Origin of the sequence: Mesorhizobium sp. WSM4898, assembly GCF_029625845.1 — a bacterium.
Classification (GTDB): Bacteria; Pseudomonadota; Alphaproteobacteria; order Rhizobiales; family Rhizobiaceae; genus Mesorhizobium.
The window spans coordinates 15,514-39,433 of the sequence record NZ_JARTVQ010000008.1; the positions used below are offsets into that span (position 1 = coordinate 15,514).

At 64.3% G+C, this 23,920-nt stretch carries 26 protein-coding genes and 1 pseudogene; 18 read left to right on the forward strand and 9 right to left on the reverse strand.

The annotated features are described in order from the left end of the window. Positions 1-66: 66 nt before the first annotated feature. A complete protein-coding gene (locus tag P9228_RS24885) occupies positions 67-156 on the reverse strand; it encodes a lasso RiPP family leader peptide-containing protein (RefSeq protein ID WP_164746769.1) in 90 nt (29 codons plus the stop codon). A 76-nt stretch (positions 157-232) separates the two neighbouring features. Then, complete coding sequence (locus P9228_RS24890; protein ID WP_141245906.1) at positions 233-340, reverse strand: putative RiPP precursor; 108 nt, start codon at positions 338-340, stop codon at positions 233-235. A 552-nt stretch (positions 341-892) separates the two neighbouring features. On the opposite strand from P9228_RS24890, the gene P9228_RS24895 reads away from it, so the two are divergent. From P9228_RS24895 to P9228_RS24930, 8 genes are all read left to right on the forward strand, one after another. Then, positions 893-2,458: a WD40 repeat domain-containing protein gene (locus tag P9228_RS24895; RefSeq protein WP_278056049.1), complete on the forward strand. Its 1,566-nt coding sequence runs from the start codon at positions 893-895 to the stop codon at positions 2,456-2,458. Positions 2,459-2,516: 58 nt separating this feature from the next. Beyond that, complete coding sequence (locus P9228_RS24900; protein WP_278056050.1) at positions 2,517-3,281, forward strand: hypothetical protein; 765 nt, start codon at positions 2,517-2,519, stop codon at positions 3,279-3,281. A 249-nt stretch (positions 3,282-3,530) separates the two neighbouring features. Next, positions 3,531-5,543: an amidase gene (locus tag P9228_RS24905; RefSeq protein ID WP_278056051.1), complete on the forward strand. Its 2,013-nt coding sequence runs from the start codon at positions 3,531-3,533 to the stop codon at positions 5,541-5,543. Between the two features lie 161 nt (positions 5,544-5,704). Next, complete coding sequence (locus P9228_RS24910; RefSeq protein WP_278056053.1) at positions 5,705-6,145, forward strand: hypothetical protein; 441 nt, start codon at positions 5,705-5,707, stop codon at positions 6,143-6,145. Between the two features lie 129 nt (positions 6,146-6,274). Continuing rightward, complete coding sequence (locus tag P9228_RS24915; protein WP_127240619.1) at positions 6,275-6,826, forward strand: isochorismatase family protein; 552 nt, start codon at positions 6,275-6,277, stop codon at positions 6,824-6,826. Positions 6,827-6,912: 86 nt separating this feature from the next. After that, positions 6,913-7,368 (forward strand): GFA family protein, encoded by a 456-nt coding sequence (locus P9228_RS24920; protein WP_278056056.1) that lies wholly within the window; start codon positions 6,913-6,915, stop codon positions 7,366-7,368. A 355-nt stretch (positions 7,369-7,723) separates the two neighbouring features. Continuing rightward, a complete protein-coding gene (locus P9228_RS24925) occupies positions 7,724-8,971 on the forward strand; it encodes an amidohydrolase family protein (protein WP_278056057.1) in 1,248 nt (415 codons plus the stop codon). A gap of 397 nt (positions 8,972-9,368) precedes the next feature. Further along, positions 9,369-9,524, forward strand: coding sequence for a DUF1127 domain-containing protein (locus P9228_RS24930; protein ID WP_082953795.1), 156 nt, complete (start codon positions 9,369-9,371; stop codon positions 9,522-9,524). 128 nt (positions 9,525-9,652) lie between these two features. Here the strand turns inward: P9228_RS24930 and P9228_RS24935 are convergent, their stop codons facing one another. Beyond that, positions 9,653-9,967, reverse strand: coding sequence for a GYD domain-containing protein (locus P9228_RS24935; RefSeq protein ID WP_067322535.1), 315 nt, complete (start codon positions 9,965-9,967; stop codon positions 9,653-9,655). 402 nt (positions 9,968-10,369) lie between these two features. On the opposite strand from P9228_RS24935, the gene P9228_RS24940 reads away from it, so the two are divergent. Continuing rightward, positions 10,370-11,536 (forward strand): PLP-dependent aminotransferase family protein, encoded by a 1,167-nt coding sequence (locus P9228_RS24940; protein WP_278056255.1) that lies wholly within the window; start codon positions 10,370-10,372, stop codon positions 11,534-11,536. Between the two features lie 241 nt (positions 11,537-11,777). On the opposite strand, the gene P9228_RS24945 is transcribed toward P9228_RS24940, so the two are convergent. After that, the gene (locus P9228_RS24945) at positions 11,778-12,131 is read right to left on the reverse strand and encodes a hypothetical protein (protein WP_095824669.1); all 354 of its coding nucleotides are present in this window, start codon (positions 12,129-12,131) and stop codon (positions 11,778-11,780) included. Between the two features lie 363 nt (positions 12,132-12,494). Here P9228_RS24945 and P9228_RS24950 point away from each other — a divergent pair, with 363 nt between their 5' ends. After that, the gene (locus P9228_RS24950) at positions 12,495-13,040 is read left to right on the forward strand and encodes a YbhB/YbcL family Raf kinase inhibitor-like protein (protein ID WP_127240615.1); all 546 of its coding nucleotides are present in this window, start codon (positions 12,495-12,497) and stop codon (positions 13,038-13,040) included. A gap of 164 nt (positions 13,041-13,204) precedes the next feature. Here P9228_RS24950 and yghU read toward each other — a convergent pair whose 3' ends face one another. After that, a complete protein-coding gene (gene yghU, locus P9228_RS24955; RefSeq protein ID WP_066998468.1) occupies positions 13,205-14,074 on the reverse strand; it encodes a glutathione-dependent disulfide-bond oxidoreductase in 870 nt (289 codons plus the stop codon). Between the two features lie 211 nt (positions 14,075-14,285). Here yghU and P9228_RS24960 point away from each other — a divergent pair, with 211 nt between their 5' ends. Both P9228_RS24960 and P9228_RS24965 read left to right on the forward strand, forming a co-directional pair. Beyond that, positions 14,286-15,188 carry a S1C family serine protease gene (locus P9228_RS24960; RefSeq protein WP_095778255.1) on the forward strand — a complete coding sequence of 301 codons (903 nt, stop codon included), beginning with the start codon at positions 14,286-14,288 and terminating at the stop codon, positions 15,186-15,188. Between the two features lies 1 nt (position 15,189). Then, the gene (locus tag P9228_RS24965) at positions 15,190-16,131 is read left to right on the forward strand and encodes a LysR family transcriptional regulator (protein ID WP_095801379.1); all 942 of its coding nucleotides are present in this window, start codon (positions 15,190-15,192) and stop codon (positions 16,129-16,131) included. Here the strand turns inward: P9228_RS24965 and P9228_RS24970 are convergent. Continuing rightward, entirely contained in the window at positions 16,082-16,810 is a 729-nt protein-coding gene (locus P9228_RS24970) for an SDR family oxidoreductase (protein WP_278056063.1), read from the reverse strand. The genes P9228_RS24965 and P9228_RS24970 overlap by 50 nt on opposite strands. Positions 16,811-17,096: 286 nt before the next feature. Between P9228_RS24970 and P9228_RS24975 the strand changes: the two genes are divergently transcribed. Next, the gene (locus P9228_RS24975; RefSeq protein WP_278056064.1) at positions 17,097-17,693 is read left to right on the forward strand and encodes a YdeI/OmpD-associated family protein; all 597 of its coding nucleotides are present in this window, start codon (positions 17,097-17,099) and stop codon (positions 17,691-17,693) included. Between the two features lie 172 nt (positions 17,694-17,865). Here the strand turns inward: P9228_RS24975 and P9228_RS24980 are convergent, their stop codons facing one another. Continuing rightward, entirely contained in the window at positions 17,866-18,186 is a 321-nt protein-coding gene (locus P9228_RS24980) for a hypothetical protein (protein ID WP_095778258.1), read from the reverse strand. A gap of 553 nt (positions 18,187-18,739) precedes the next feature. Between P9228_RS24980 and P9228_RS24985 the strand changes: the two genes are divergently transcribed. The 5 genes from P9228_RS24985 to P9228_RS25005 are packed head-to-tail and all read left to right on the forward strand — an operon-like array spanning position 18,740 to position 23,316. Then, on the forward strand, positions 18,740-19,948 hold the full coding sequence (locus P9228_RS24985) for an ABC transporter substrate-binding protein (protein WP_066998453.1): 1,209 nt from the start codon (positions 18,740-18,742) through the stop codon (positions 19,946-19,948). Next, positions 19,945-20,745: an ABC transporter ATP-binding protein gene (locus tag P9228_RS24990; RefSeq protein ID WP_245418863.1), complete on the forward strand. Its 801-nt coding sequence runs from the start codon at positions 19,945-19,947 to the stop codon at positions 20,743-20,745. The genes P9228_RS24985 and P9228_RS24990 overlap by 4 nt, the downstream gene beginning before the upstream one ends. Further along, positions 20,738-21,442 (forward strand): ABC transporter ATP-binding protein, encoded by a 705-nt coding sequence (locus tag P9228_RS24995; RefSeq protein WP_066998451.1) that lies wholly within the window; start codon positions 20,738-20,740, stop codon positions 21,440-21,442. Before P9228_RS24990 ends, P9228_RS24995 begins: the two co-directional genes overlap by 8 nt. Before the next feature lie 7 nt (positions 21,443-21,449). After that, positions 21,450-22,337, forward strand: coding sequence for a branched-chain amino acid ABC transporter permease (locus P9228_RS25000; RefSeq protein ID WP_066998448.1), 888 nt, complete (start codon positions 21,450-21,452; stop codon positions 22,335-22,337). Between the two features lies 1 nt (position 22,338). After that, on the forward strand, positions 22,339-23,316 hold the full coding sequence (locus P9228_RS25005) for a branched-chain amino acid ABC transporter permease (RefSeq protein WP_278056069.1): 978 nt from the start codon (positions 22,339-22,341) through the stop codon (positions 23,314-23,316). Here P9228_RS25005 and P9228_RS25010 read toward each other — a convergent pair. Together P9228_RS25010 and P9228_RS25015 are read right to left on the reverse strand one after the other, a co-directional pair. Next, the gene (locus tag P9228_RS25010) at positions 23,313-23,612 is read right to left on the reverse strand and encodes a HigA family addiction module antitoxin (protein ID WP_067322571.1); all 300 of its coding nucleotides are present in this window, start codon (positions 23,610-23,612) and stop codon (positions 23,313-23,315) included. The genes P9228_RS25005 and P9228_RS25010 overlap by 4 nt on opposite strands. Positions 23,613-23,649: 37 nt before the next feature. Continuing rightward, positions 23,650-23,890 (reverse strand): annotated as a pseudogene (locus P9228_RS25015) (type II toxin-antitoxin system RelE/ParE family toxin). Positions 23,891-23,920: the final 30 nt, after the last annotated feature.

Here is a 23,920-nt window from a genome sequence, read left to right on the forward strand (position 1 = left end):
AAGAAGTGCATCAAAACAAGGAATTACAGCGCGTTGCCTAAATTTTGGTGCAACGCGCTGTAATGGTCAGAAGGTGAGCGAAGTGGCGCCGTTGGCGGTGACTGCCGAAAGCCTGCCCTTCTTGACCAGCCTTGGTTTCTCATAGGTTTTCTTCATGGCCGGTTCCGCGAGTTTCCTGGATCGCAAGAAGGAGCCAGGGTCGGCAGGCATTAACAGCAGATTGTCCGGCAGATCAGCTCGCCGGGCCGCCGCCATTGATAACAGTAGAAGGACCGCCGGCGACAATTGTCGAAAGCTTGCCTTTGCGGACCAACACAGGCTTCTCGTAAGTCTTCTTCATGATTGAACCCCCGTTAACCATTCGAACTGACAAGACGATAAACAGCCGCCTTGTCACGCAACAAGCCAGGATGACCGCTGGCCTCAAACATCAATGAAGCTGATCGAGCTGCCCCCGAATCAACCCGGGACCGGTGTCGAACCCGCGACGACCATCGAAAGCTTGCCTTTGCGGACCAACACAGGCTTCTCGTAAATCTTCTTCATGCTGTGGCTCTCCTGAAAATCCCGGGCGGATAATGTCATAAGAGCGTTTGCTGTCAACCAGCGCGGGTAGTCGAGCTTGTTATTCTTGGGGAGTGTGGCTTTCTGCTCACGGGCCGCTTGTTTATGGAGCGAAAGACATCACGCTTCGGTTCTGAGCATCGGGATATTGGCCGGCCGGCTGAGTAAAGCCGAAATTCGGCCGGCGCGGGATTGAAGAAGTCACGCCGCGCCAAAGCACGTTTACCTTTCTTCGTGTGATCTCTTGCACTTAGCCCCGGCGAAAAGCTCGGCTAGAATGGCCGATGCGCCTTCCGCCAGTTGGAGTGGAGGCGCCTGGGGGATGCCGATGAAAAGATCGACCGACAGGCTGTTGGCGCTGGCGATGCTCGTCGTCGGCTTCGCTTGCTTCGCCAAGCTTTATCTGGCGCTGGGGAGCAAGCCCCCGGCCACGACGAGCGCCGGGATCTTCGGCGCGGCGGGCATGCTTTCGATTCTCGCCGGGCTTTCGTTCCTTGCCGGCCTGCTGCCGGCGGCGGCAAAGCATAATCCGGCAACGCCGCTGTTCGGCCGCGACGCTGCGACCGTGCCGGCCGGGCGCCCGCGGCTGCGCCGCATCGCGCTTGCCGTGCCGCTCATTGCCCTTGTCGTCATCCTCGCCGACCAGTTCGGCCGGTGGCGGGAAACAGGGGGCGATGCGGCCGCGCCGGCCAGGGAAGTCGCCGTCGCTCCGGCGGAGCCTGTGATCTCACGGGCTCCCGCGCCAAAGCCTGCGGCACCTGCACCCACGCCGGAATCGACCGCGAATCTGCCACCGCTGGCCGAGCCAGTGTCGGCGCCTGTCGCGCCGGCGTCGACGACCGCGCCGTCCGAGCCGGCGGCCGCTCCGCCGCAGCACGCCGCACCGGCGCAGCCTGCAACAACGCCGACCCGGCAGACCGCGCTGGCGCCGGCCACGCCGCCGCAGACGCTGGCCCCGCCTCGGCCACCGCCCCCAGCCCAGCCGACCGCGCCGGAAGGCCACCGCGATGCCGTCGTCTGGCTGGCGGTGTCGGCCGACGGCCACCAGATCATGAGCGCCAGCACCGATCGCACGATCAAGCTCTGGGATATCGACGGCAAGCGGCTGATCCGCGACCTCGGCGTCCACAAGGACATGGCGCGCAGCGCGCTCTTCATGCCCGACGGCAGAAGCGCGCTCACCGCCGGCGACGACGGCGAGATCGTGCTGCGCCAGCTTTCCGATGGCACAGTGCTGCATGTCTTCTCGTCCGGAGCGAACGGCGGCGTCCGGCAACTGAAGATCAGCCCCGACGGCAAGCTCGCCGTCAGCGGCCACGACACCGGTTCCGTCGTCGTCTGGGATTTGCAGAAAGGCACGGTGCTGCATGTCCTACCGGGCCATGATTGGTCGGTGAGTTCCGTCGCCATCTCGCCTAATGGCACCAGGGCGCTCACCGGCAGCATCGACGGCGAACTGAAGCTATGGGACATCCCTGCAGGCAAGCAGCTGCGCAGCTGGCACGGCCACGAGCGCGGCGCCTATGGCGCGCTCTTCCTGGCCGACGGCCACCATGCGGTGACCGGCAGCAGCGACTACACGATAAAACTCTGGGATCTCGACACCTTCAAGGAGGTCCGCCGCTTCGACGGCCACTCCGGCACCGTCTATGCGCTCGCCTTATCGGCCGACGGCAAACGGCTCGGCTCCGCCTCGCTCGACGGCACGGCGCGGATCTGGAATATGGATACGGGCGCCGAGATCGCCGAGTTCGACCCCGGCACCGGGCCGATCTACTCGGTCGCCTTCGCCGCCGACGGCACGCTTCTCACCGGCGGCATCGACGGCACCATCCGCAACTGGCCGGCGGCAGGAGGGGAGGGCACGGTGCTGTTCGCCGGCGCGCCGCAGTAGCAAAGTAGGAGATTGGCGACAGCTTGCGCGACATCCAATCTCCCCCCTTGCGGGGGAGATGCCCAACAGGGCAGAGAGGCAAGCGAAGGAATGTGACCTGTCTGAAGAAAGCCTGTACAAGTATTGTCCAAGCAGCCATCGTCACCATGTGAGCAACACTGCCGAATACATCTATTTTGTCCTGCAGGAGATCGATCCTGCGACCGGTTCGGCGGTCGCCGAAGCCCGAATTCGCGTCTCAGACCTGGAAGAGCTTCGCGCGGTTCTGGCGTGCGACAGTCCACAGCTATCCGGTTCATGGCATTTGGACCCGGACGACCTCGAGCGACTTGGCGCGATATGCATTCCACCTCGCGAGCTTGATCGAAGGCTCAACCGCATCGAGTCCTGGCATCCAATCCGTGAGGTCCCGTATCTCGTTCATACGAATTTCGAGCTGCCGCTGATGCTGGAAGGTCGCAAGCCGCTGGCAGTCTTCCATGACGCTTATCCGGCGGAATGGCTGTCGGAAACGTTGGCTCGCCTCGACCCGTTTGTGCGCTCGGGCCGGTTGGTGCGTCATGTCATCGATACTCCCTTTACCGAAGCCGAGCACGCCCGTTTCCCCGACTTCCAAGGGTGGCGGCGCGCCTTCTTCTCACTCCCCGGGGAGGAGTGGCGGATAGACGCGTTTCTGCTGTTATCGAAAGTGTTCGCCAAAACCGGCTGGAACGAATCTCTCGTGCGGATGGAGGGCTCGCTTCTCGGCGATGAAGATTGGCAGAACGACTGGTGGATCGAACGCAAGTCAAAACACCGAACTAGCACCTCTTCGATCGTCTGAATTGTCGGCAGGACAGCGCCCGCCTCTGGCTTGCCGGCCATCTCCCCGACCTTTGGGGAGATCAGCAGATCGGCTACGGGGCCCTCCCTGCAACGTCGGCGGTTTGGCAAAAGCTTGCGCGACATCCAAGCTCCCTCCTTGCGGGGGAGATGCCCGGCAGGGCAGAGGGGGGTGTGACGGATCGCGGCTTACGAATTTCGAGCCAACCTTCGCCGGACGCGTGATTGCTGACAAGAGGTTCGCCAAGCCATGAATATAGTCGAAGCCTCGATCGCCGACCTGCGCCGCGCGCTGGAAGACGGCACAGTCACAAGCGTCGAGCTCACCGGCGCGTACCTGCGGCGCATCGCCCATTACGACCGCCACGGCATAGCGCTGAACGCCGTGCCCATCCTCAATCCAAAGGTGTTCGAGGAGGCGGCAGCTTCCGACCGCCGACGCCGCGCGGGCAAAACGCTTGGGCCGCTCGACGGCATCCCCTACACCGCCAAGGACAGCTACAAGGTGAAAGGCCTGACGGTCGCGGCCGGCTCGCCGGCCTTCGAGCTTCTGATCGCTAGCGAGGACGCCTTCACGATCTCCCGGCTGCGCGCCGCGGGCGCGGTGCTCATCGGCCTCACCAACATGCCGCCGATGGCCAATGGCGGCATGCAGCGCGGCGCCTATGGTCGCGCCGAGAGCCCGTACAACAAGGATTATCTCACCGCCGCCTTCGCCTCCGGCTCGTCGAACGGCTCGGGGACGGCGACGACCGCGTCCTTCGCCGCCTTCGGGCTCGGCGAAGAAACCTGGTCATCCGGCCGCGCGCCCGCCTCCAACAACGCGCTGGTCGCCTACACGCCGTCGCGCGGCGTGATCTCGGTACGCGGCAACTGGCCGCTGGTGCCGACCATGGATGTGGTAGTGCCGCATACGCGGAGCGTGCCGGACATGCTGGAGCTGCTCGACGTCATCGTCGCCGACGATCATGACACGCGCGGCGACTTCTGGCGCGTGCAGCCCTGGGTTTCGATCCCGAAGGCATCAGCGCTGAGGCCGACGAGCTATAGCGGACTTCCCCTGCAAGGCGCGCTTGAGGGCAAGCGGCTCGGCGTGCCGAAAATGTATATCGGCAAGGATCTCGGCGCCGGCCGGCCGATCGAGACGCGCGCCTCGGTGCTGGAGCTCTGGCGGCAGGCCGCGCATGACCTGCAGGCACTCGGGGCCGAGGTGGTCGAGGTCGATTTCCCCGTCGTATCGAACTATGAGCGCGACCGTCCGGGCGCGCGCTCCATGGTTGATCGCGGCCTGGTGCCGGAGGAATTTGCAAACCGCGAGATCTGGGACCTGTCAATCTGGTCGTGGGACGATTTCCTGCGCGCCAATGCTGATCCGGCGATTCCCGATCTCGCCTCGGTTGATGGCCCGAAAATCTTTCCACAGCCGCCGGGCACGCTGCCCGACCGCTATGGCGACGACGGCTTCGACCTGGCGGACTATGTCGAGCGGGCGAAGGACGGGGTGAGCCCGCTCGAGGCCATTCCCACCATGGAGGACGGGCTGAAGGGGCTGGAAGAGACGCGCCGCATCGACTTCGAGAACTGGCTCGACGCCAACCGCCTCGACGCCGTGGTGCTGCCGGCCGTCGCCGATGTCGGCCCGGCCGATGCGGATGTCAACGAGGCCTCCGCCGATCTTGCCTGGCGCAACGGCACCTGGGTCGCCAACGGCAATCTGGTCTGGCGCCATCTCGGCATCCCGACGGTGACGGTGCCAATGGGCACCATGGCCGACATCGGCATGCCGGTCGGCTTGACCTTCGCCGGCAAGGCCTATGACGACGTGGCGCTGCTGACGATGGCCGGCGGCTACGAGCGCGCCACCCAGCGCCGCACCGTCCCGCCACGCACGCCGCCGCTGGCCGATGATGTGTTTGAACGGAGCGAGGGCACATTGGGCCGCCCCAGCGAAGCGCTGCTTATGCTGGCCCTCACCGCCGAGACAATCCATGCCGGCGACACGGACGAGATCGCGATCGCGCTGGAGATCGACGCGGGCGAGGCCGGGCCGGATGCAGCCGTGAAAGTCCACGTCAACGGCGAACCGGTCGCCATGCAGGGAAGCGGCAACCGCCACACCGGCCGGGCCGTCGTGCCGGCTGCGACGCATCAGGGCTTCCACAGCGTCTGGCGCCGCGCTTACGGCTCGGTCGTCACGGCGATCGTGAGGCTGCCGGATCGGCGAGTTGGCGGGGCTTATGTTGTGACCGGCGGGATTGGGTAGGGCGCTTATCTTCTCCCCTTGTGGGAGAAGGAGGATCGGCGGGTAGCGCCGAGACGGATAGGGTGCTGGAAGAAGATTGAGCGCTCCGGCAGCGGTGCCGTGCCTGTAGGAGGCGGGCGTCCTTAATCTCAAACTAACCAGCGGAACAATAGAATACATCCATGAATTGGTGGATCGGACTTTGCTGGTCGGCTGGGACCCTTTGCTTTGCGGCGCTCGACTATCGGGCCCGGAAATCGGCCGGCAGGCGACATTCAGACTGGCTCTGGCGCCTGGCCATGTACTTTGCGGTGGGCGGCGGCCTTTTCGCGGCCATGGGATATGCGCCCATCGCCCTTTACCGCTTGGGTGAGTCCATCGTCGGTTTATACAATCATCCACCTGCACCGAAGATGCTGCTGGCTTTCGCAACTACTGCGGTCTGCGTGGTTCTGGCCCTGGAAATTCTTAAGGTAGCCGTTGGAACACTGCGCGAAGCCGGCAGTTCGCTGCCGGGTCGCCGCTCATTGAATCCTGCCTGGCGGATCGCTATTGCTCTCGTGTTGTTCGCCATAGCGGTGGGCCTCCTTGCTGGCAGCGTCTATGTTCTGAGGAACCGCTAGCAGAATGCTCTAGCTCGTACGGCCTGAACCCAAGCTCTGGCAAGCGGCGCCGAACTGTCGATCTGCCACAAGGGCGGGATCACGCTCCGCGTCCTTGACCCACCCCCCACCTCCGCTATCTTCGCGCCCATGCCAGACACCGCTCCCTCGGCCGCCGCTCCGCTGATCGTCATCGACCTCCAGACCGGCATGTTCGACGGCCGTTTCGATCCGCCGATCCATGATGCCGACGTCATTGCCGAGCGCGCGCGAAAACTGATCGATTGGGCGCGGAAAACGGGCCGCAAGGTGGCCTTCGTGCGCCATGACGGGCCGGCGGGCGATCCGCTGGCACCGGGCGCTTCCGGCTGGCCGGTATGGCCGCAGCTCGGCCAGGCGGCCGGCGAACCGACCTTCGGCAAGAGCGTCGGCAATGCCTTCTCCAACGCCGAGCTCGGGCAGTGGGTCGCGGGGCAGGGCGTTCGCGACGTGGTGCTCATCGGCGCGCAGAGCGATTTCTGCGTCGCCGCCACGGTGAAAGGCGCTCTTGCCCAGGGCCTCGGCGTCACCGTCGTTTCTGATGCGCATTCGACGCTCGATTCCGAGGAGGAGAAAGCGCCCGACATCATCGTCCGGCACAACAAAGCCTTCGCCGAGCAGGGTGCGCGGCTGACGACGACCGCGGCGCTGATTGGGGGCTGAGGGCTTGGCTCCTCCTTCTTCCTTGTGGGAAGAACGTGTTGCCGAAGGCGACGGATGAGAAGGGAAAACCAACCCAAGGAGCGCTCATGCCAATCCCCTCCCTGCCTGCCGAAGGTGGCTGCCGCTGCGGCCGCGTGCGCCTCAGGATCTCCGCCAAGCCGCTGCTCACCATGGCCTGCCATTGCACCGGCTGCCAGAAGATGTCGTCGAGCGCATATTCGCTGAGCGCCGCCATTCCCGCGGATGGTTTCGAGATCACCAAGGGCGAACCGGTGATCGGCGGCCTGCACGGCGCTTCGAAACACTATTTCTGCGGCTACTGCATGAGCTGGATGTTCACCCGGCCGGAGGGGCTCGACTGGTTCGTCAACCTGCGCCCGACCATGCTGGACCACCCCGCCTGGTTCACGCCTTTCGTGGAGACCTGGACCAGCGAGAAGCTGCCATGGGCCGACACGCCCGCCCTGCACAGCTACGCGGCCTTGCCGGCCTTCGAGGAATATGACGGGCTGGTCGCGGAATACGCCAAGTCCCAGGCCTGATGGCCAAAAACAAAACGGCGACCCGGGTCAGATCGCCGTTCAGTACAAGGTCGACGCGGCCGTTGGGGGCGACATTGTTGGGGATGTGCTTGGGCGTCCGCGTCGACCAAGGCGGCCTCGTACCGCAGCCTGGACTATGGCATGTTTTTCTCGTGCCGAAACTTCCGCGATAGCGGAATAGGCAGGCGAAAGGGACTTCCCCACCGCCGCTTGGAATTAAGGTTAACGGCGGCGCAGGCGATCGGGCGCGCGATCTGCCAACCGCGGGTGACAGAGAACTTCGGCGAAACACTTTCTATCCCGATCCGCATTGACCTCTGCCTGCCGAGGGACGACGACTGATGCATCATTGCTGATGGATTGCATCTTGCCCCGCTTTCTCAACGCGAAAATCGCCGACGGCTCCCTGGCCGACCTCACCGTCGCCGGCGGCCGCTTCAGCGCCATCACGCCCGCCGCCAATGCCGCCGGCGCGCCGCCAGGCGCCATCGACTTCGCCGGCCAGCTCGTGCTGCCGGCCTTCGTCGAGGGCCACATCCATCTCGACACCTCCTTCTATGGCGATGTCTGGCGCCCGCACATTCCCTGCACCAACGGCTTCGACGTGCGCGAGCGGGTCGCCTTCCAGATGCGGAACCTCGAGCAGGCCGCGCCGATGGACGAGCGCGCGAAAAACCAGCTCGAGCTTTGCGTTGGCAATGGCAGCCTTGCGATGCGCAGCCATGTCATGGTCGACGCCGCGGTCGGGCTGAAACATGTCGAGACGATCCTTGCCGTGCGCGAAAAATATCGCGAGCTGATCGACATCCAGCTCGTCGCCTTCCCGCAAAGCGGCATCCAGTCGTCGCCCGGCACCGCCGAGCTTCTGGACGAGGCTTTGAAGCTCGGCTGTGATCTGATCGGCGGGCTCGACCCGGCAAGCTTCGACCGCGATGTGAAGGGCCATCTCGACGTCGTCTTCGGCCTTGCCGAAAAACACGGCGCCGGAATCGATATCCACCTGCATGACGGCGGCACCCTCGGCCTGTTCGAGATCGAGGAGATCGCCGCGCGGAGCACGGCACTGGGCATGCAAGGCAAAGTCGCCGTCAGCCACGCCTATGCGCTGGGCGACATTTCCGCCGACGCGCTGGCCAAAGCCGGCGAGCTGCTCGCCGCCTCCGGCGTCGCCATCATGACCAACGCGCCCGGCAACCATCCTTTCCCGCCGGTGGCGGCATTGCGCAAGGCGGGCGTCACGGTCTTTGCCGGCTCCGACAACATCCGCGATTCCTGGTGGCCCTACGGCGATGGCGACATGCTGAACCGCGCCAACATGATCGGCTACCGCTCCGGCTTCTACGAGGATCGCGAGCTGGAAGCCGCGTACGACGTGGTGAGCCATGCCGGCGCCAGGGCGCTAGGGCTCGAAGGCTATGGCATCGCCGTCGGCGCCAGGGCCGATTTCGTCGCGCTCAGGGCCGAGCATGTGCCGGAAGCGGTGGTGGCGGTGCCGAAGGAGCGAACCGTGTATCGCGCAGGCAGGGAAGTGGTCAGGGACGGGAAGGTGGTTGATCGGGCCGGCCTCACCGGGCTGCCATCCACCGGCCTGCGATCTGCTTGACAGTCCGATAGCCGTACCGCATTTTCCGGCGAGGCAGGGGAGATTTCGCCATGAAGAAAGAATATTCGAAGCCGACGTTTGTCCGCAAAGGCCGACTCTCGGCGCAGACCGCGCAGCAACTTCCTTCCGGTAGTACGGACTAACGCCTGACGCCTATCTTGGCGAGCAAGGCAGTCAGCAATTGTGCGCCCGTCATAGCCGGCAGCGCCGCCTGTTGGCGCTCGCCACTAATGCCGCGGCGTCGAAACCCAATTTAATTCGCACACAAATGTTTCAGGCCGCTCCGGCTTCGTGAAGCATTTCACCGTCTGCGCGCAATCGCCTGGTTACAGACGCACCTCAAAAGCGGCGCCCGGAGGGCGGCCGCCAATTCTGCCGCTGCTTTGTGGAGGTTGCGATGTTTAAGAGCCTTAACCGAATCCGCGCCGCGTTCGCGCAGGCGAGAAGGCGCCGCAGAACGACGCGCGAGCTGAACGAACTGCCGCCGGAGATCCGCAAGGACATCGGATGGCCCGATACGGCCCGGGACGACGAGATTCGATTGCCGTTCTAATGCATGTTGCCCAAAGTGCGGAGCGGTTTGGGGATAAGGGCATGCGTCAGCAAAGCCTCGGCTTGCGGTGACGTGATGCCGGCAGCACGGGACGACGAACGCGCCGTCCCTGCTGCCTGGCCAGGCCGTCAGCCGGCGGGCTTGTAGGCCCCGGCAGCCTTGTTGGCGACCGCGAGCACCGCCTTCATGTCGAGTTCTTCGAGGACGACCAGCTCGCTCAACGAGCCGCTCGCGCGCACGGCAAGGGCCATGCCCATCCCGGCGACCTGATCCGGCACCTCGCCATTGACGACGACGTCGTAAATGCCGCGCGTGAACATGACGCTGCTCATCCTGCCGCCGACGCTTTCAAAGAGCGCCTGGATTGCAGCTTCGCGGTTCGATCCCTGCATCAGCCCTTTGGCGGCATGGGGTTCGTAACTTGCCAGTATGGTGACCTTCATGGCTATCTCCTCCAAATATCATTGCCTCAGGCTGCTCAATGGTTTGAGCAGCCGAGGTGATTGTTGTTTCACTGACATTTGACTTGGTCACGGACCGCCCGGGCACCATGGCCAACAGGCGGTTCAGCCGGAGCACGGCTTCGGCTTGCGACAATATGCGCCTATTCTAATATTGCGACAATCCCGCGATGAGCGGACCGCCGTCGTGTCAGATATCTCCGTCAGGATATGTGCGCCAATTGTCGTCAGAGCGATGCGCCATGGCCGGTTTGTGTATTCACGCGACGGACGTGGCCTGATAATAGGTCAACGAAGCTGACCTAAATGCTAAAACCCCGAACGAAGCACTGCGGGAGGTGCGCTTTGACCCTGTTGAACCTTCTGGCCTCGCGCTCCTCGCGCATGAAGGCCTCGGAAATCCGCGAGCTCCTCAAACTGCTTGATCAGCCCGACATCATCTCGTTCGCCGGCGGTATTCCCGATGCCTCGCTGTTTCCGGCCGAGGCCATCGGCGACGCCTATCAGGCCGTGCTCGGCGGCGCGGAAGCGGGGGCCGCGCTGCAATACCAGGTCAGCGAAGGTTTTCTGCCGCTGCGCAAATGGCTGGCCAGCTATATGGGCAGGCTCGGCATCCAATGCGACGAGGGCAACATCTTCATCACCTCCGGCTCGCAGCAGGCGCTCGACTATCTCGGCAAGCTGTTTCTGTCGCCGGGCGATACCGCGCTGGTCACCTGGCCGACCTATCTCGGCGCGCTGCAGGCCTTCAACGCCTACGAGCCGCGTTACGACCGGCTGAACATTGCCGGCGGCAACATGACGCCGGAGGCCTATCGCGCGGCAGCCGCGGGCAACGGCGGCAAAGTGAAATTCGCCTATCTGGTGCCGGATTTCGCCAACCCGACCGGCAACACGCTGGATAGCAAGCAGCGCGAGGCGGTGCTCGACCTCGCCGGCGAGCTCGACATCGCCGTCATCGAGGACGCCGCCTATCGGGCACTGCGCTATGACGGCGCGGCGGTGCCGCCGATTCTGGCGCTGGATTGCGCCCGCTCGGGCGGCATCGACAATGCCCGCACGCTCTATTGCGGCTCCTTCTCCAAGATCCTGTCCCCAGGCATGCGCGTCGGCTGGGTCTGCGCCCCGCGCCATGTGGTGGAAAAGCTGGTGTTGATGAAACAGGCCTCCGACCTGCACAGCCCGTCGATCAACCAGATGGTCATGCATCGCGTTGCCGAGACCATCTTCGACGCCCAGGTGGAGAAGCTGATCGGTGCCTATCGCCGTCGCCGCGACGCGCTGCTCGGCGCGCTCGAGGAAAACATGCCGGACGGCATTTCCTGGAGCCGGCCGGAAGGCGGCATGTTCGTCTGGCTGACGCTGCCCGAAGGCACTGACGCCACCGCGTTGCTGGCGCGTTCGGTAAAAGAGGCGCGCGTCGCCTTCGTGCCGGGCAACGCCTTTTACGCCGACGGTACTGGCCGCAACACGCTGCGCATGTCCTTCACGCTGGCCGACGACCGCGCGGTGGGCGAGGGCGTGCCGCGATTGGCGAAGCTGCTGAGGTAGCCAATTCCCTCAAAGAGAGATCGACAGCCGGCTATCACCTCCTTCTCGCGCAGGCGTGATTGGTAGTGCGCAGCCGTGATTATAGCCCCGCCGATTCTTCGGCTAGGGTCGCGGCCGATCCAACACCCCCTGGATCGGCAGGCAGCGAAGTCCCACCTTCAAGGCCTCAACGAAAGGGCCCCGACGGCTTCCACCGGCGGGGCTTTTTTGTGTCGGCGATCCGGCGCGAATCGAAACCGCCCTACTTGTTGCAGTTCTGCATGTTCGAGGTCGTATTGCCGCTGGCCGTGTTGTTGTCGGTATCGTTGGCGCCCGTATCCTTGCAGCGATCCTGCATGCCGGCCGGCTGGTTCGTCGAATTCGTGGAATTCATGGAATTCGTGGAATTCGTGGTGGTCGTATCCGTGCCAGGGGTTGTCGGCGTGGTGACCGTGGCACCGCCCGTCGCACTGCCCGAGGCGCCGCCAGTCGTGCCCGAGACGCCGCCCGAAACGCTGCCGCTGGCGTCGCCGCTCGCGCCGGCTGTCTGAGCCATGGCGCCCGAGGTCGCGAGCGCCAGGGTAAGAACGGAAGCTGCGAGAATCTTCTTCATCATCAGGAAATCTCCATTGGTTTGCATCGTTGACTAAGTTTCCAACGGAGCTTTCCAGGGGATGTTCCGGCTGAAAAAATTCGTGAAGAACCGCATAGCTCTGTTTTTCTGAGCCAACAGCGAGATCGGGTGGCGGCACTTTCAGGAAGGGCCGGCAAGGACAAATCGTGTCGCCCGGGTTGGCGAGAGGGGGGATAGTATGGACTCGCCGCCGCGCGTGACACTGCTCGTCGGCAGTGCTCCGGAACTCCTCCTTGTGGGGGAAATCGGCAGCTCCGGCGCCTGCCGACCCGTCACGCAAAGTTGCTCGGCTCCGGCGCGCCTTTCGGATAGACTTTGGGCAATCCAAGTAGAAGGAGTGAAGCCATGACTTCGCGCCTCAGCCTGATTGGACTTGCCTTCGCTGCCTTCGCCACTCAGGCATCCGCCTTCGAGATCTCCAGCCCGTCGGTTTCCAACGACAAGTGGGACGCAAAATATCTCGGCGACAAGCCCGGATGCGGCGGCAAGAGCGTCTCGATCGCGCTTGCCTGGAAGGACCCGCCGGCGGGCACCAGGAGCTACGCGCTCACCATGTTCGATCCCGACGCCAACGACGGCAAGGGGTTCTGGCATTGGCTTGCCTGGAACATCCCGGCAAGCGCCAAGGGCCTCGCCGAAGGCGCCAGCTCCAAAGGCGGCAAGCGCCTGCCGAAGGGCACGGTGTCCGGCATGGGCGGCGTCGGTCGCACCGGCTATTTCGGCCCATGTCCGCCGCCCGGCAGCGGCACGCACCACTATGTCTTCACGCTCTATGCGCTGAGTGAGGCGAAGCTGCGCACGCCGGAAAATCCGTCGCCCGAAATGGTGTCGGTCGCGGCGAAGAGCCAGGCGCTGGCGGAGGCCAGTGTGACGTATACCTACGGGAGGTAGCTGATCTCCCCCCTCGAGGGGGGAGATGGCCGGCAGGCCAAAGCGGGTCGATGCGCGTAGCGCCGACGCCCGAAGAACAATAAGAGGGCAAGTTGGCGCATCATGCGCGCCGACCCTCTCTGTCGCCTTCGGCGACATCTCCCCCGCAAGGGGAGATCAGCAGCTCACTCCGCCGCTTGCAACCTGTCCTGCGTCTTCGTCTCGAAATCGCTGGCGTCGTGGCGCTCGTGCAGCTGGGAGGCCGGATCGCCGGAGATGCGGTTGACCATGCGGCCGCGCCTTACCGCCGGCCTGGCGTCGATCGCGTCGGCCCAGCGCTGCACGTGCTTGTATTCATGCACGGCGAGGAACTGCGCGGCATCGTTGTAGCTGCGGCCTTTGGCGAGCCCGCCATACCAGGGCCAGACCGCCATGTCGGCGATGGTGTAATCCGGCCCGGCGAGATACTCGCTTTCGGCCAGCCGCCGATCCAGCACGTCCATCTGCCGCTTGGTTTCCATGGCGAAGCGGTCGATGGCGTATTCGATCTTTTCCGGCGCATAGGCGTAGAAATGCCCGAAGCCGCCGCCGAGATAGGGCGCCGAGCCCATCTGCCAGAACAGCCACGAGAAGGTTTCGGCCCGCGCTGCACGCTCCGTCGGCAGAAACTCGCCGAATTTTTCCGCCAGATAGGTGAGGATCGAGCCCGACTCGAACACGCGCACCGGCTTCGGCTCGCTGCGGTCCATCAGCGCCGGGATCTTGGAGTTCGGATTGACCTCGACGAAGCCCGAGCCGAACTGGTCGCCGTCATTGATGCGAATCAGCCAGGCGTCGTATTCGGCGCCCTTGTGGCCGCGCGCCAGCAACTCCTCCAGCATGATCGTCACCTTCTGGCCGTTGGGCGTGGCCAGCGAATAGAGCTGAAGCGGATGCTTGCCGACAGGCAATTCCTTCTCGTGCGTCGGCCCGGCGACTGGCCGGTTGATGGAGGCGAAGGTGCCGCCATTCGGCTTGTTCCAGGTCCAGACTTTCGGCGGGTTGTACTGGTTCATCTCGGGAGGCCTTGTTGCTGTGAGCGGGATGCGGGGTTCGTTGGCGCAAGATTTAGGTGCGGTTGCGCGGGCGTCAAAGAAAAAAGTTCAAATTTCGTTGAACTAACGCTTGGGCCAGCAGCGCCCCGCCTTCTCCGTCAGGGACAGATGCCCTTGCACCGCGTCCCTTTGGCCATACTTATAGAAAAAGACCCGTAATTCAGGATCGACGATGACCATCGAAAAAATCTCGCGCTCCGTCGTGGCCGTGCGCGCCACGGTTCCGGACGACGCCTTCACCGCCAATGCGCTGGGCACGCGCCGTGAGGGCAGCGGCGTGGTGATCCGCGACAGCGGGCTGGTTCTCACCATCGGCTATCTCATCACCGAGGCCGAGGAGGTCTGGCTGACCGACCAGGACGGCCGCGTGGTTGCGGCGCATGCGCTGGCCTATGACCAGGAGACCGGCTTCGGCCTGGTGCAGGCGCTGGCGCCGCTCGGGCTGCCGGCAGTCAAGTTCGGCAATGCCAGGAAGGCCAATATCGGCGACGCCGTGACGCTTGCCGACGGCATCGGCCAGCAGGTCGACGCCCACATCGTCACCAAGCAGGAATTCGCCGGCTATTGGGAATATCTCATCGACGAGGCGATCTTCACCGCGCCGGCGCATCCGTCGTGGGGTGGTGCTGCGCTGTTCGACCGTGACGGCAAGCTGCTCGGCGTCGGCTCGCTGCGCCTGCAGATGAGCCGCGCCGGCGAGGTTGCCGACATCAACATGATCGTGCCGATCGACCTTCTGACGCCGATCCTCGACGATCTGGTCAAGCGCGGCCAGGTCGCCAAGCCGCCGCGCCCGTGGCTCGGCGCCTTCTCGGCGGAGTCGAACGGCATGGTGGTGGTGATGAGCGTCGCCGAAGGTGGTCCTGCGGCAAAGGCTGGCCTTCGCCAAGGCGACATCATCTCCGACGTGCGCGACGGCGAGGTTGACGGTCTCGCCGACTTCTATCGAAAACTCTGGCAGAACCCGGCCGGCGCGGAAATTCCGTTGCGCGTCGTGCGCGACGGCCGTGAGACCTGGCTTCGCGTAAAATCGGCCGACCGCAACTCCTTCCTCAAGAAGCCGCAGCTGCAGTAACGTGCATCCAAGGCTGCTGAAGACCTTTCTCGCGGTCGCGCGCACACGCAACGTCACGCGCGCGGCGGGCGAGCTCAATCTCGCACAGTCGAGCGTCAGCGACCAGATCCAGGCGCTCGAGGCCGAGCTGGGCGCGACGCTGTTCATACGGTCGCGGCAAGGGCTGGACCTGACGCCGGCCGGCGAGGCGCTGCAACCTTACGCCGAGGAATTGCTGGCGCTCGCCGACGACGCCCGGACCGCCATCGATGCCACCAAGGCCGAGACGGCCGGCAGCCTGTCGATCGGCGCGCTCGAGACGATCGCTTCGGCAAAACTTCCCGGCTGGCTCGCCGATTTCCAGGCCGTTCATCCCGACATCGACATCAGGCTGAAAATCGCAGGCAGCGGCGAGTTGCGCCGCAGGCTGGGAGAGGGTGGGATCGACGTCGCCTTCTGCTTCGACAGACCGGGCGCCAGCGAGCCCGACGAGCGCTTCGCCAGGCGCCCCGTCGCGGCCGAGCCGCTGGTGCTGATCGCGCCGCCGGGCGAGAACCGGGCGGATGTCGATCTGGCGGAGCTTGCCGAAAAGCGTTTCGTCGCCACCGAAACCGGATGCGTCTACCGCGTCATGGTCGACACGGCCTTCACCGAGGCGGGCCTCGGCGGACCGAAGCTCGCGGCCGAGGCTGGCAGCATTGACGCCATCGCCGGCTTGGTGGCGGCCGGCGCCGGCTTCGGCCTTGTGCCGCGGCTGGCGGTCGCCGCGGCGCTCGATCGCGGCGAGGTGGCCGAGATCGCATGGCCGGGCCCGATCCGCTCGGCGGAGCTGGTCATGATCTGGCGGCGCCGGCGCGTCCAGCCGCCGGCGCTGAAGCTCTTGCTCGCGGCGATGGGCGAAAACTTCGCGCTCGTCAGACCAGCCGCTGCCCGCCCTCGACATGCAGCGTCGTTCCCGTCGTAAAGCCGTTGCCCATCAGGAAGCGGATCGCGTCCGCAATGTCTTCCGGCCGTCCGACCCGTCCCGCCGGCAGGCGCTTCGCCATCGCGGCAAGCGTCTCGTCCTTCGCATCGCCGGCAACGAATTGCCAGATCGGCGTGTCGACCCAGCCGGGCGAGACGGCATTGACGCGGATCGGCGCCAGCTCGATGGCCAAGGCCCGCACCAGCCCTTCGAGCCCGGCGTTGACGGCCGCGACCACCGAGCCGCGCGCGGCCGGGCGGTAGGCGGCAATGCCGGAGACGAAGGTGAGCGAACCATTGGCCGAAAGTTTCGGCGCGCCATGCTTGGCCAACAGCAGCGGCCCGTAGAACTTGCTGTCGACAACCTTTTGCGCCGCCGAAAGCTCGATGTCGGGCAAAAGCCGGTAGGCGCCTTCGATATCGGCCGCCGTGCTGACGATATGCTCGAGCCGGCCGATGCGCGCGAACAGCGCCGCGACCTCGGCCTCGCGGCTGATGTCTGCCACCGCCGTTGCCAGCGCGGCCGGGCAGCCGAGCTCATCGCGCGCGGCGTTCAGCCTCGCTGCATTGCGCCCGGCGATGATGACGCCGGAGCCTTCGGCGAGGCAGCGCCTGGCAAGCGCCAGCCCCATGCCCGAACTGCCGCCGACGATCAGGATTTTTGTCTCGTCCATGTCCATGCCTTTCCTTTGCATGGACGGTGATGTGGCAGGCCGGCCGGCGGAGCGGAAACGGAAGAAACCGATAGTGTTATCGGAGAGTCCGATGGTTGGCTGGCGCGGCTTTGATAATTCAACCAGGCAGGGCAGGGGGGCGCCAAGAAACGCGGCCTTAAATTCCCACGACTATAAGCTAAGGCGGCGGCGTCTCGACAGGGCTGGCGGGACAGCGCGCCCTCTGGTCTGCCGGCCGTCTCCCCAACAAAGGGGAAGATCGGAGCCTCGGCTCAGGCAAGAAGGAACCCCGATGGCCCCCATCAAGGTCGACCCGAGCAAGGTCCACGAGTTCTCGGACGCTGAAAGCTTCTACGCCTGGCTCAGCCAAAACCACGCCGGCGAAAGCGAGGTCTGGATCAAGATCCACAAGGTTGGCTCTGGCCTTCCTTCGATCACGCCGAAGGAAGCGATCGACGTCGTGCTCTGCTTCGGCTGGATCGATGCGGTGCGCAAGTCGCTCGACGAGAAGAGCTTTCTGCAGCGCTACACGCCGCGCGGCAGGAAGAGCATCTGGAGCAGGATCAACGTCGACAACGTCGCGCGCTTGATCGAAGAGGGCCGCATGACGGAGCATGGCCTGCGCGAAGTCGAGGCGGCCAAAGCCGATGGCCGCTGGGACCGCGCCTATGGCGGCTCGAAAGAGATGACAATTCCGCCCGACCTGCAGGCCGCGATCGATGCCGAACCGAAGGCCAAAGCGATGCTGGCAAAGCTTTCGGCGCAGAACCGTTTCGCGCTCGCCTTCCGCGTCCACAACATGAAGACCGAGGCGGGGCGCAAGAAGAAGATCGAGACGTTCGTCGAAATGCTGAAGCGCGGCGAGACGATCTATCCGCAGAAGAGGTAGGGCACGATCCGGACCGGACGACCGCGCCAGCGACCAGGTAAGCAAAAACGCCGCCTTTGAGGGACGGCGTTTCCGGGAAGCGATGATCCCGAACCCTGTTGAAGCGGTCCGGGATCATCCGGTCATGAAGTCTTTGGCCAATCGCTGAAAAGCCAAAAGCCGGCGACGCGCCTTATGCGGCGAGCTTCTTGCCGTGCTTCTTGTGGGTACGCTTCTTGGTGTGGTGCTTCACATGATGCTTCTTGGCGTGATGCTTCGAGTGCTTCTTCACGTGATGCTTGCGGGCGTGACGGCGATGATGCTTGACATGCTTCTTGTGCGGGCCGTTGGCGTCCGGCTTGGCCGTCTCGGTGGCCGCAGCCGGAGCCGCGGTGGTCGTCGTCGTCGCAGCCGTCGTGGTCGCGGCAGCGTTGGCTTCGGTAGTGCCGAGCGCCGGCACCGCGAAAGCAAGCGCGACCGCCAGGCCGAGAACGGAGAGAAGGGTCTTTTTCATAAGTCGGCATTCCTTTTTCGAAGATCGATATCAGGTTGTCGCTGGCCGTAGTTCGGCTGCTCCGGTGCCGCTTATGACAGCCGGTCTTTTCGCGAGTTTTTCCGGGCTGTTGAATCTTGTTTCCGGATTGTGTCTGGCGGGGAGGGGGCGCTTGCTGGTCAATTCGACCTGCCCCGGCTGGGTCGCGACATGGGCGATGCCGGCGGCCGCCCCGTCGCGCAAGGCGCGGCCGGCATCGTCTGCGCCGCAACCTTGCCCGACGGTCCGACCGGCGGCTTTTTAGCGATGGCAAGCGGCTGCCCTGGTGAAGGGACACCATGCTGCCCCCAACCCATCCGCATGCTACGAAAATAGCATTCCCGGCCAGCGAAATGTGATGCTAGGCTCGCGCCCGTGCACCCAAGGCGCGCGGCGGCCCAGCCGCAAACGAGCAGGCCCGCAAGAATAGGAGTGGCAGGCGGATCGAGGCCTCAATCCACAATCCGACGGAACTGTTGAACCATTGCGAGGTCCGCCGCGTTTCCCGTGGTTGACCACAAGGGAGGAACTACCAGTGAAAGCATCCTATCTCGTCTCCGCCGCGCTCATTGCGGCATCCGCAATGCCGGCGGCGGCTGGCGAAATCTCGGACGGCAAGGTCAAGATCGGCATCTTGAACGACCAGTCCGGCGTCTATGCCGATTTCGGCGGCAAATGGTCGGTAGAGGCCGCCAAGATGGCGGTCGAGGATTTCGGCGGCAAGGTGCAGGGCGCGCCGATCGAGATCGTCAGCGCCGACCACCAGAACAAGCCGGACATCGCCTCCAACATCGCGCGCCAGTGGTACGACACCGAGCAGGTCGACGCGATCATGGAGCTCACCACGTCTTCCGTCGCGCTCGCCGTCCAGGGGCTTTCCAAGGAAAAGAAGAAGATCGACATCGTCACCGGCGCCGCCTCCACCGACCTCACCGGCAAGCAGTGCTCGCCCTATGGTTTCCACTGGGCCTACGACACCCACTCCCAAGCGGTCGGCACCGGCGGCGCACTGGTGCAGCAGGGCGGCGACAGCTGGTATTTCATCACCGTCGACTATGCATTCGGCTATTCGCTGAAGGACCAGACCGCCAAGCTCGTGGAATCCAGTGGCGGCAAGGTGCTGGGCGAGGTGCGCTATCCGCTTGGCTCCACCGACTATTCCTCCTTCCTGCTGCAGGCGCAGTCCTCCGGCGCCAAGATCATCGGCCTAGCCAATGCCGGCCTCGACACCTCGAACTCGATCAAGCAGGCGGCCGAGTTCGGCATCGTCGCCGGCGGCCAGCGGTTGGCGGCGCTGCTCTTCACGCTGGCCGAGGTGCATGGCCTTGGCCTGCAGGCGGCGCAGGGCGTTGTGCTGACGGAAGGCTATTACTGGGACCGCGACGATGTGAGCCGCGATTTCGCGCAACGCTTCTTCAAGCGCACCAACCGCATGCCAAACATGGTCCAGGCCGGCACCTATTCGGCGGTGACGCAGTATCTGAAGGCCATCGACAAGGCCGGCACCGACGAGACTGAAGCGGTGGCCAAGCAATTGCATGAGATGCCGGTCAACGACGTGTTCACGGTGAACGGCAAGGTGCAGGCCGACGGCTCGATGGTGCACGACATGTATCTCTACCAGGTCAAGAAGCCGGAGGAGAGCAAGAAGGACTGGGACTACTACACCTACCTGGCGACCATTCCCGGCGACAAGGCCTTCATGAAAGCCGAGGACAGCGGCTGCCCGCTCGTCAGCAAGTGACGCTCGACACCGCCACCGCCGTCCGCCGGGACGGCATCGACCAGACGCCGCGGGTGGTGCTTTCCGCCCGCGGCCTGCGGCGCGACTTCGCCGGATTCGTCGCCGTGAAGGATGTCGACCTCGACGTCCACCACGGCAGGATCCATGCCTTGATCGGCCCGAACGGCGCCGGCAAGACCACCATCTTCAACCTGTTGACCAAATTCCTGCAGCCGACCAGCGGCACCATCCAGCTGCTCGGCACCGACATCACCCGCACGCCGCCGGCCAAGGTGGCGCGCATGGGCCTTGTACGCTCCTTCCAGATATCGGCGATCTTTCCGCATCTCAGCGTGCTCGACAATGTGCGCGTCGCGCTGCAGCGTCCGGGCGGGCTGGGCTATCAGTTCTGGCGCCCGGTCTCGGCGCTGGACCAGCTGACGCCCCGGGCGCGCGAGCTGCTAGCCATAGTCGGGCTCGACGACGCCGCGCATCGGCTGGCGGGCGATCTCTCCTATGGCAGGAAGCGTGTGCTGGAAATCGCCACCACGCTGGCGCTCGATCCAAAAGTTCTGCTGCTCGACGAGCCGATGGCCGGCATGGGGCATGAGGATGTCGGCACGATCTCAGGCATCATCCGCTCGCTGGCGAAAGACCGCGCCGTGCTGATGGTCGAGCACAACCTCACCGTCGTTGCCGATCTCTGCGACTGGATCACCGTCATGCAGCGCGGCCAGGTGCTTGCCGCCGGCGACTACGCGACTGTGAGCCAGGACGAGCGCGTGCGCGTCGCCTATATGGGGACCGAGCATGAGTGAGCCACTGCTTGCCGTGCGCGACCTTCATGCCTGGTACGGCGAGGGCCATGCGCTGCACGGCGTCAACCTCGAAGTCCTGCGCGGCGAGACGGTTACGCTGCTTGGCCGCAACGGCGTCGGCAAGACGACGACGCTGCGCGCCATCATGGGGCTGATCCGCAAACGGACGGGCAGCGTCACTTTCAATGGCAAGGACCTGATCCGCCTGCCGCTGCACCGCGTCGCCCACCAGGGCATCGGTTTCGTGCCGGAGGAGCGCGGCATCTTCGCCACGCTCACCGTCGACGAAAATCTGATCCTCCCGCCGGTGGTGGCCAAGGGCGGCATGAGCGTGGAGGAGATCTTCGACCTCTTCCCCAACCTCAAGGAACGTCGCAACAGCCAGGGCACGAAGCTTTCCGGCGGCGAGCAGCAGATGCTGGCGATCGCCCGCATCCTGAGGACCGGCGTCGAAATGCTTTTGCTCGACGAGCCGACCGAAGGCCTTGCGCCGGTCATCGTCCAGCGCATCGGCGAATTGTTGGCGACGCTGAAGAAGCGTGGCATGACCATCCTTTTGGTCGAGCAGAATTTCCGCTTCGCTGCCCGCATCGCCGATCGCTTCTACCTGATGGATCACGGCAAGGTGGTGGAAGGTTTCCCGGTCGGCCAGCTTTCCGCGCACACCGACAAACTGCACGAGGTGCTGGGGGTATGATGGCCAAATGACCATGATCTTCGGCATCCCCATCCAAGCCTTGCTCGGCCAACTGCTTGTCGGCCTGATCAACGGCTCTTTTTACGCCATGCTCAGCCTCGGGCTGGCCGTCATCTTCGGGCTCTTGCGCATCATCAATTTCGCCCATGGCGCGCTCTATATGTTCGGCGCCTTCATCGGCTATCTGCTGCTCGTCCATCTCGGCATCGGCTACTGGCCGGCGCTGATCATCGTGCCTTTGGCCGTCGGCCTGTTCGGCATCGTGGTGGAGCGCGTAGCACTGTCGCGGCTCTACCGGCTCGACCCGCTTTATGGCCTGCTTTTCACCTTCGGCCTTGCGCTGGTCATCGAAGGCGTGTTCCGCTTCTATTATGGCGTCTCCGGCAATCCTTACGCGGTGCCGACCCTGCTTGCCGGAGGCACCAATCTCGGCTTCATGTTCCTGCCCAATTACCGCGGCTGGGTGGTGGTGGCCTCGCTCATCGTCTGCATCGGCACCTGGCTGCTGATCGAAAAGACCAGGCTCGGCTCCTATTTGCGCGCCGCCACGGAGAACCCCGAGCTGGTGCAGGCTTTCGGCGTCAACGTGCCACTGCTGCTGACGCTCACTTATGGGCTGGGCGCAGCACTTGCCGGGCTGGCCGGCATTCTTGCGGCGCCCGTCTACCAGGTCAGCCCGCTGATGGGATCGGACCTCATCATCGTCGTCTTCGCCGTCGTCGTGGTCGGCGGCATGGGCTCGATCCTCGGCGCCATCGTCACCGGCTACATGCTCGGCCTCGCCGAGGGCCTGACCAAAGTTTTCTATCCGGAGGCCTCGAACCTGGTGGTCTTCGTCATCATGGCAATCGTGCTTTTGCTCCGCCCCGCGGGCCTGTTCGGAAGGGACGCGTAAGATGAGCGAGGCGACCCTTCACGCAGAGCGCGCCGCTGCCTCCGTCCGGCTGGAACGGGCGCTTGTGGCGCTGGGGGTCGTGGCGCTCATCGCCGCCCCCTTCCTCATCTATCCGATCTTCGTCATGAAGATGCTGTGCTTCGCGCTGTTCGCCTGCGCCTTCAACCTGCTCCTCGGCTACACCGGGCTGCTCTCCTTCGGCCACGCCGCCTTCTTTGGCGGCGCCGCCTATTTCTGCGCCTATGCCGTGAAAGCCTGGGGCTGGCCGCCGGAGGCCGGCATCCTGCTCGGCGCTGCGGGCGCGGCAGGCATGGGCCTCGTCGTCGGCTTCCTCGCCATCCGCCGGCAAGGCATCTATTTCGCCATGATCACGCTGGCGATGGCGCAGATGTTCTATTTCTTCTGCGTGCAGGCGCCCTTCACCGAAGGCGAGGACGGCATCCAGGGCGTGCCGCGGGGTCATCTCTTCGGCATGCTCGACCTCAACGTGCCGATGAACATGTATTTCTTCGTGCTCGCCATCTTCCTGATAGGCCTTTTCGCCATCTGGCGCATCGTCAACTCGCCCTTCGGCATGATCCTGCGCTCGATCCGCGAGAACGAGAACCGTGCCATTTCGCTCGGCTATTCCGTCGGCCGCTACAAGCTCGCCGCCTTCGTCATGTCGGCGGCCCTTGCCGGCCTCGCCGGCGCGGTGAAGGCGATCGTCTTCCAGTTCGCGACCCTCACCGACGTCACCTGGCAGATGTCGGGCGAGGTCATCCTGATGACGCTTCTTGGCGGCATCGGCACCATGGTCGGCCCGGTGGTCGGCGCCGGCCTAGTCGTCGGCCTCGAGAACACGCTTGCCACCTCCGGCTTCCCGGTGACGATAGCGACCGGCGTGATCTTCATGGTCTGCGTGCTGATCTTCCGGCGCGGGATCGTGGGGGAGATCTATGCGCGGTTGCTGGGGAGGGAGGGCGGCAAGAGCTCTTAAGCAGCCGCCTCGAACCGTTTAATTTCCTTGAGCTCTTCCTGCAGCGACGCGCCCTCCACGGCCAGGTCGTAACTGGCTTGCATGTTCATCCAGAACTGTGGCGTGGTCCCAAAGAATTTGGCGAGACGCAGAGCGGTGTCCGGCGTAACGGGCGTGGTCTCGTTGGCGAGGCGCTCGATGCGGGTACGTGGGACGTGAAGCTTTTTCGCCAGGGTGTAGGGCTTCAGGTCGAGTGGCTCAAGGAACTCGGCCCGCAATATCTCGCCGGGATGAATAGGCTTATCGAGGTTGATCATTGGTTCCGCTCCTGTCGGACAGAGCTGGTTGGTTTAGCTAATGGTAGTCGGTGATCTCCACATTGTCCGCTCCTCCATCGGTCCACCGAAAGCAAACACGAAATTGGTCGTTGATACGGATTGAGTACTGACCGGCGCGATCGCCCTTCAGCGCTTCAAGCCGATTTCCCGGTGGGACTTTGAGGTCGGCCGGTTCGGCTGCGTTGTCCAGCATGAACAGTTTCCGCTGAGCGACACGAATGAGATCTGCCGGAAATCCTTTCGGAGCCTGTCGAAATCGCTTCAGTGGTCTTGTCTCAGAACGAACG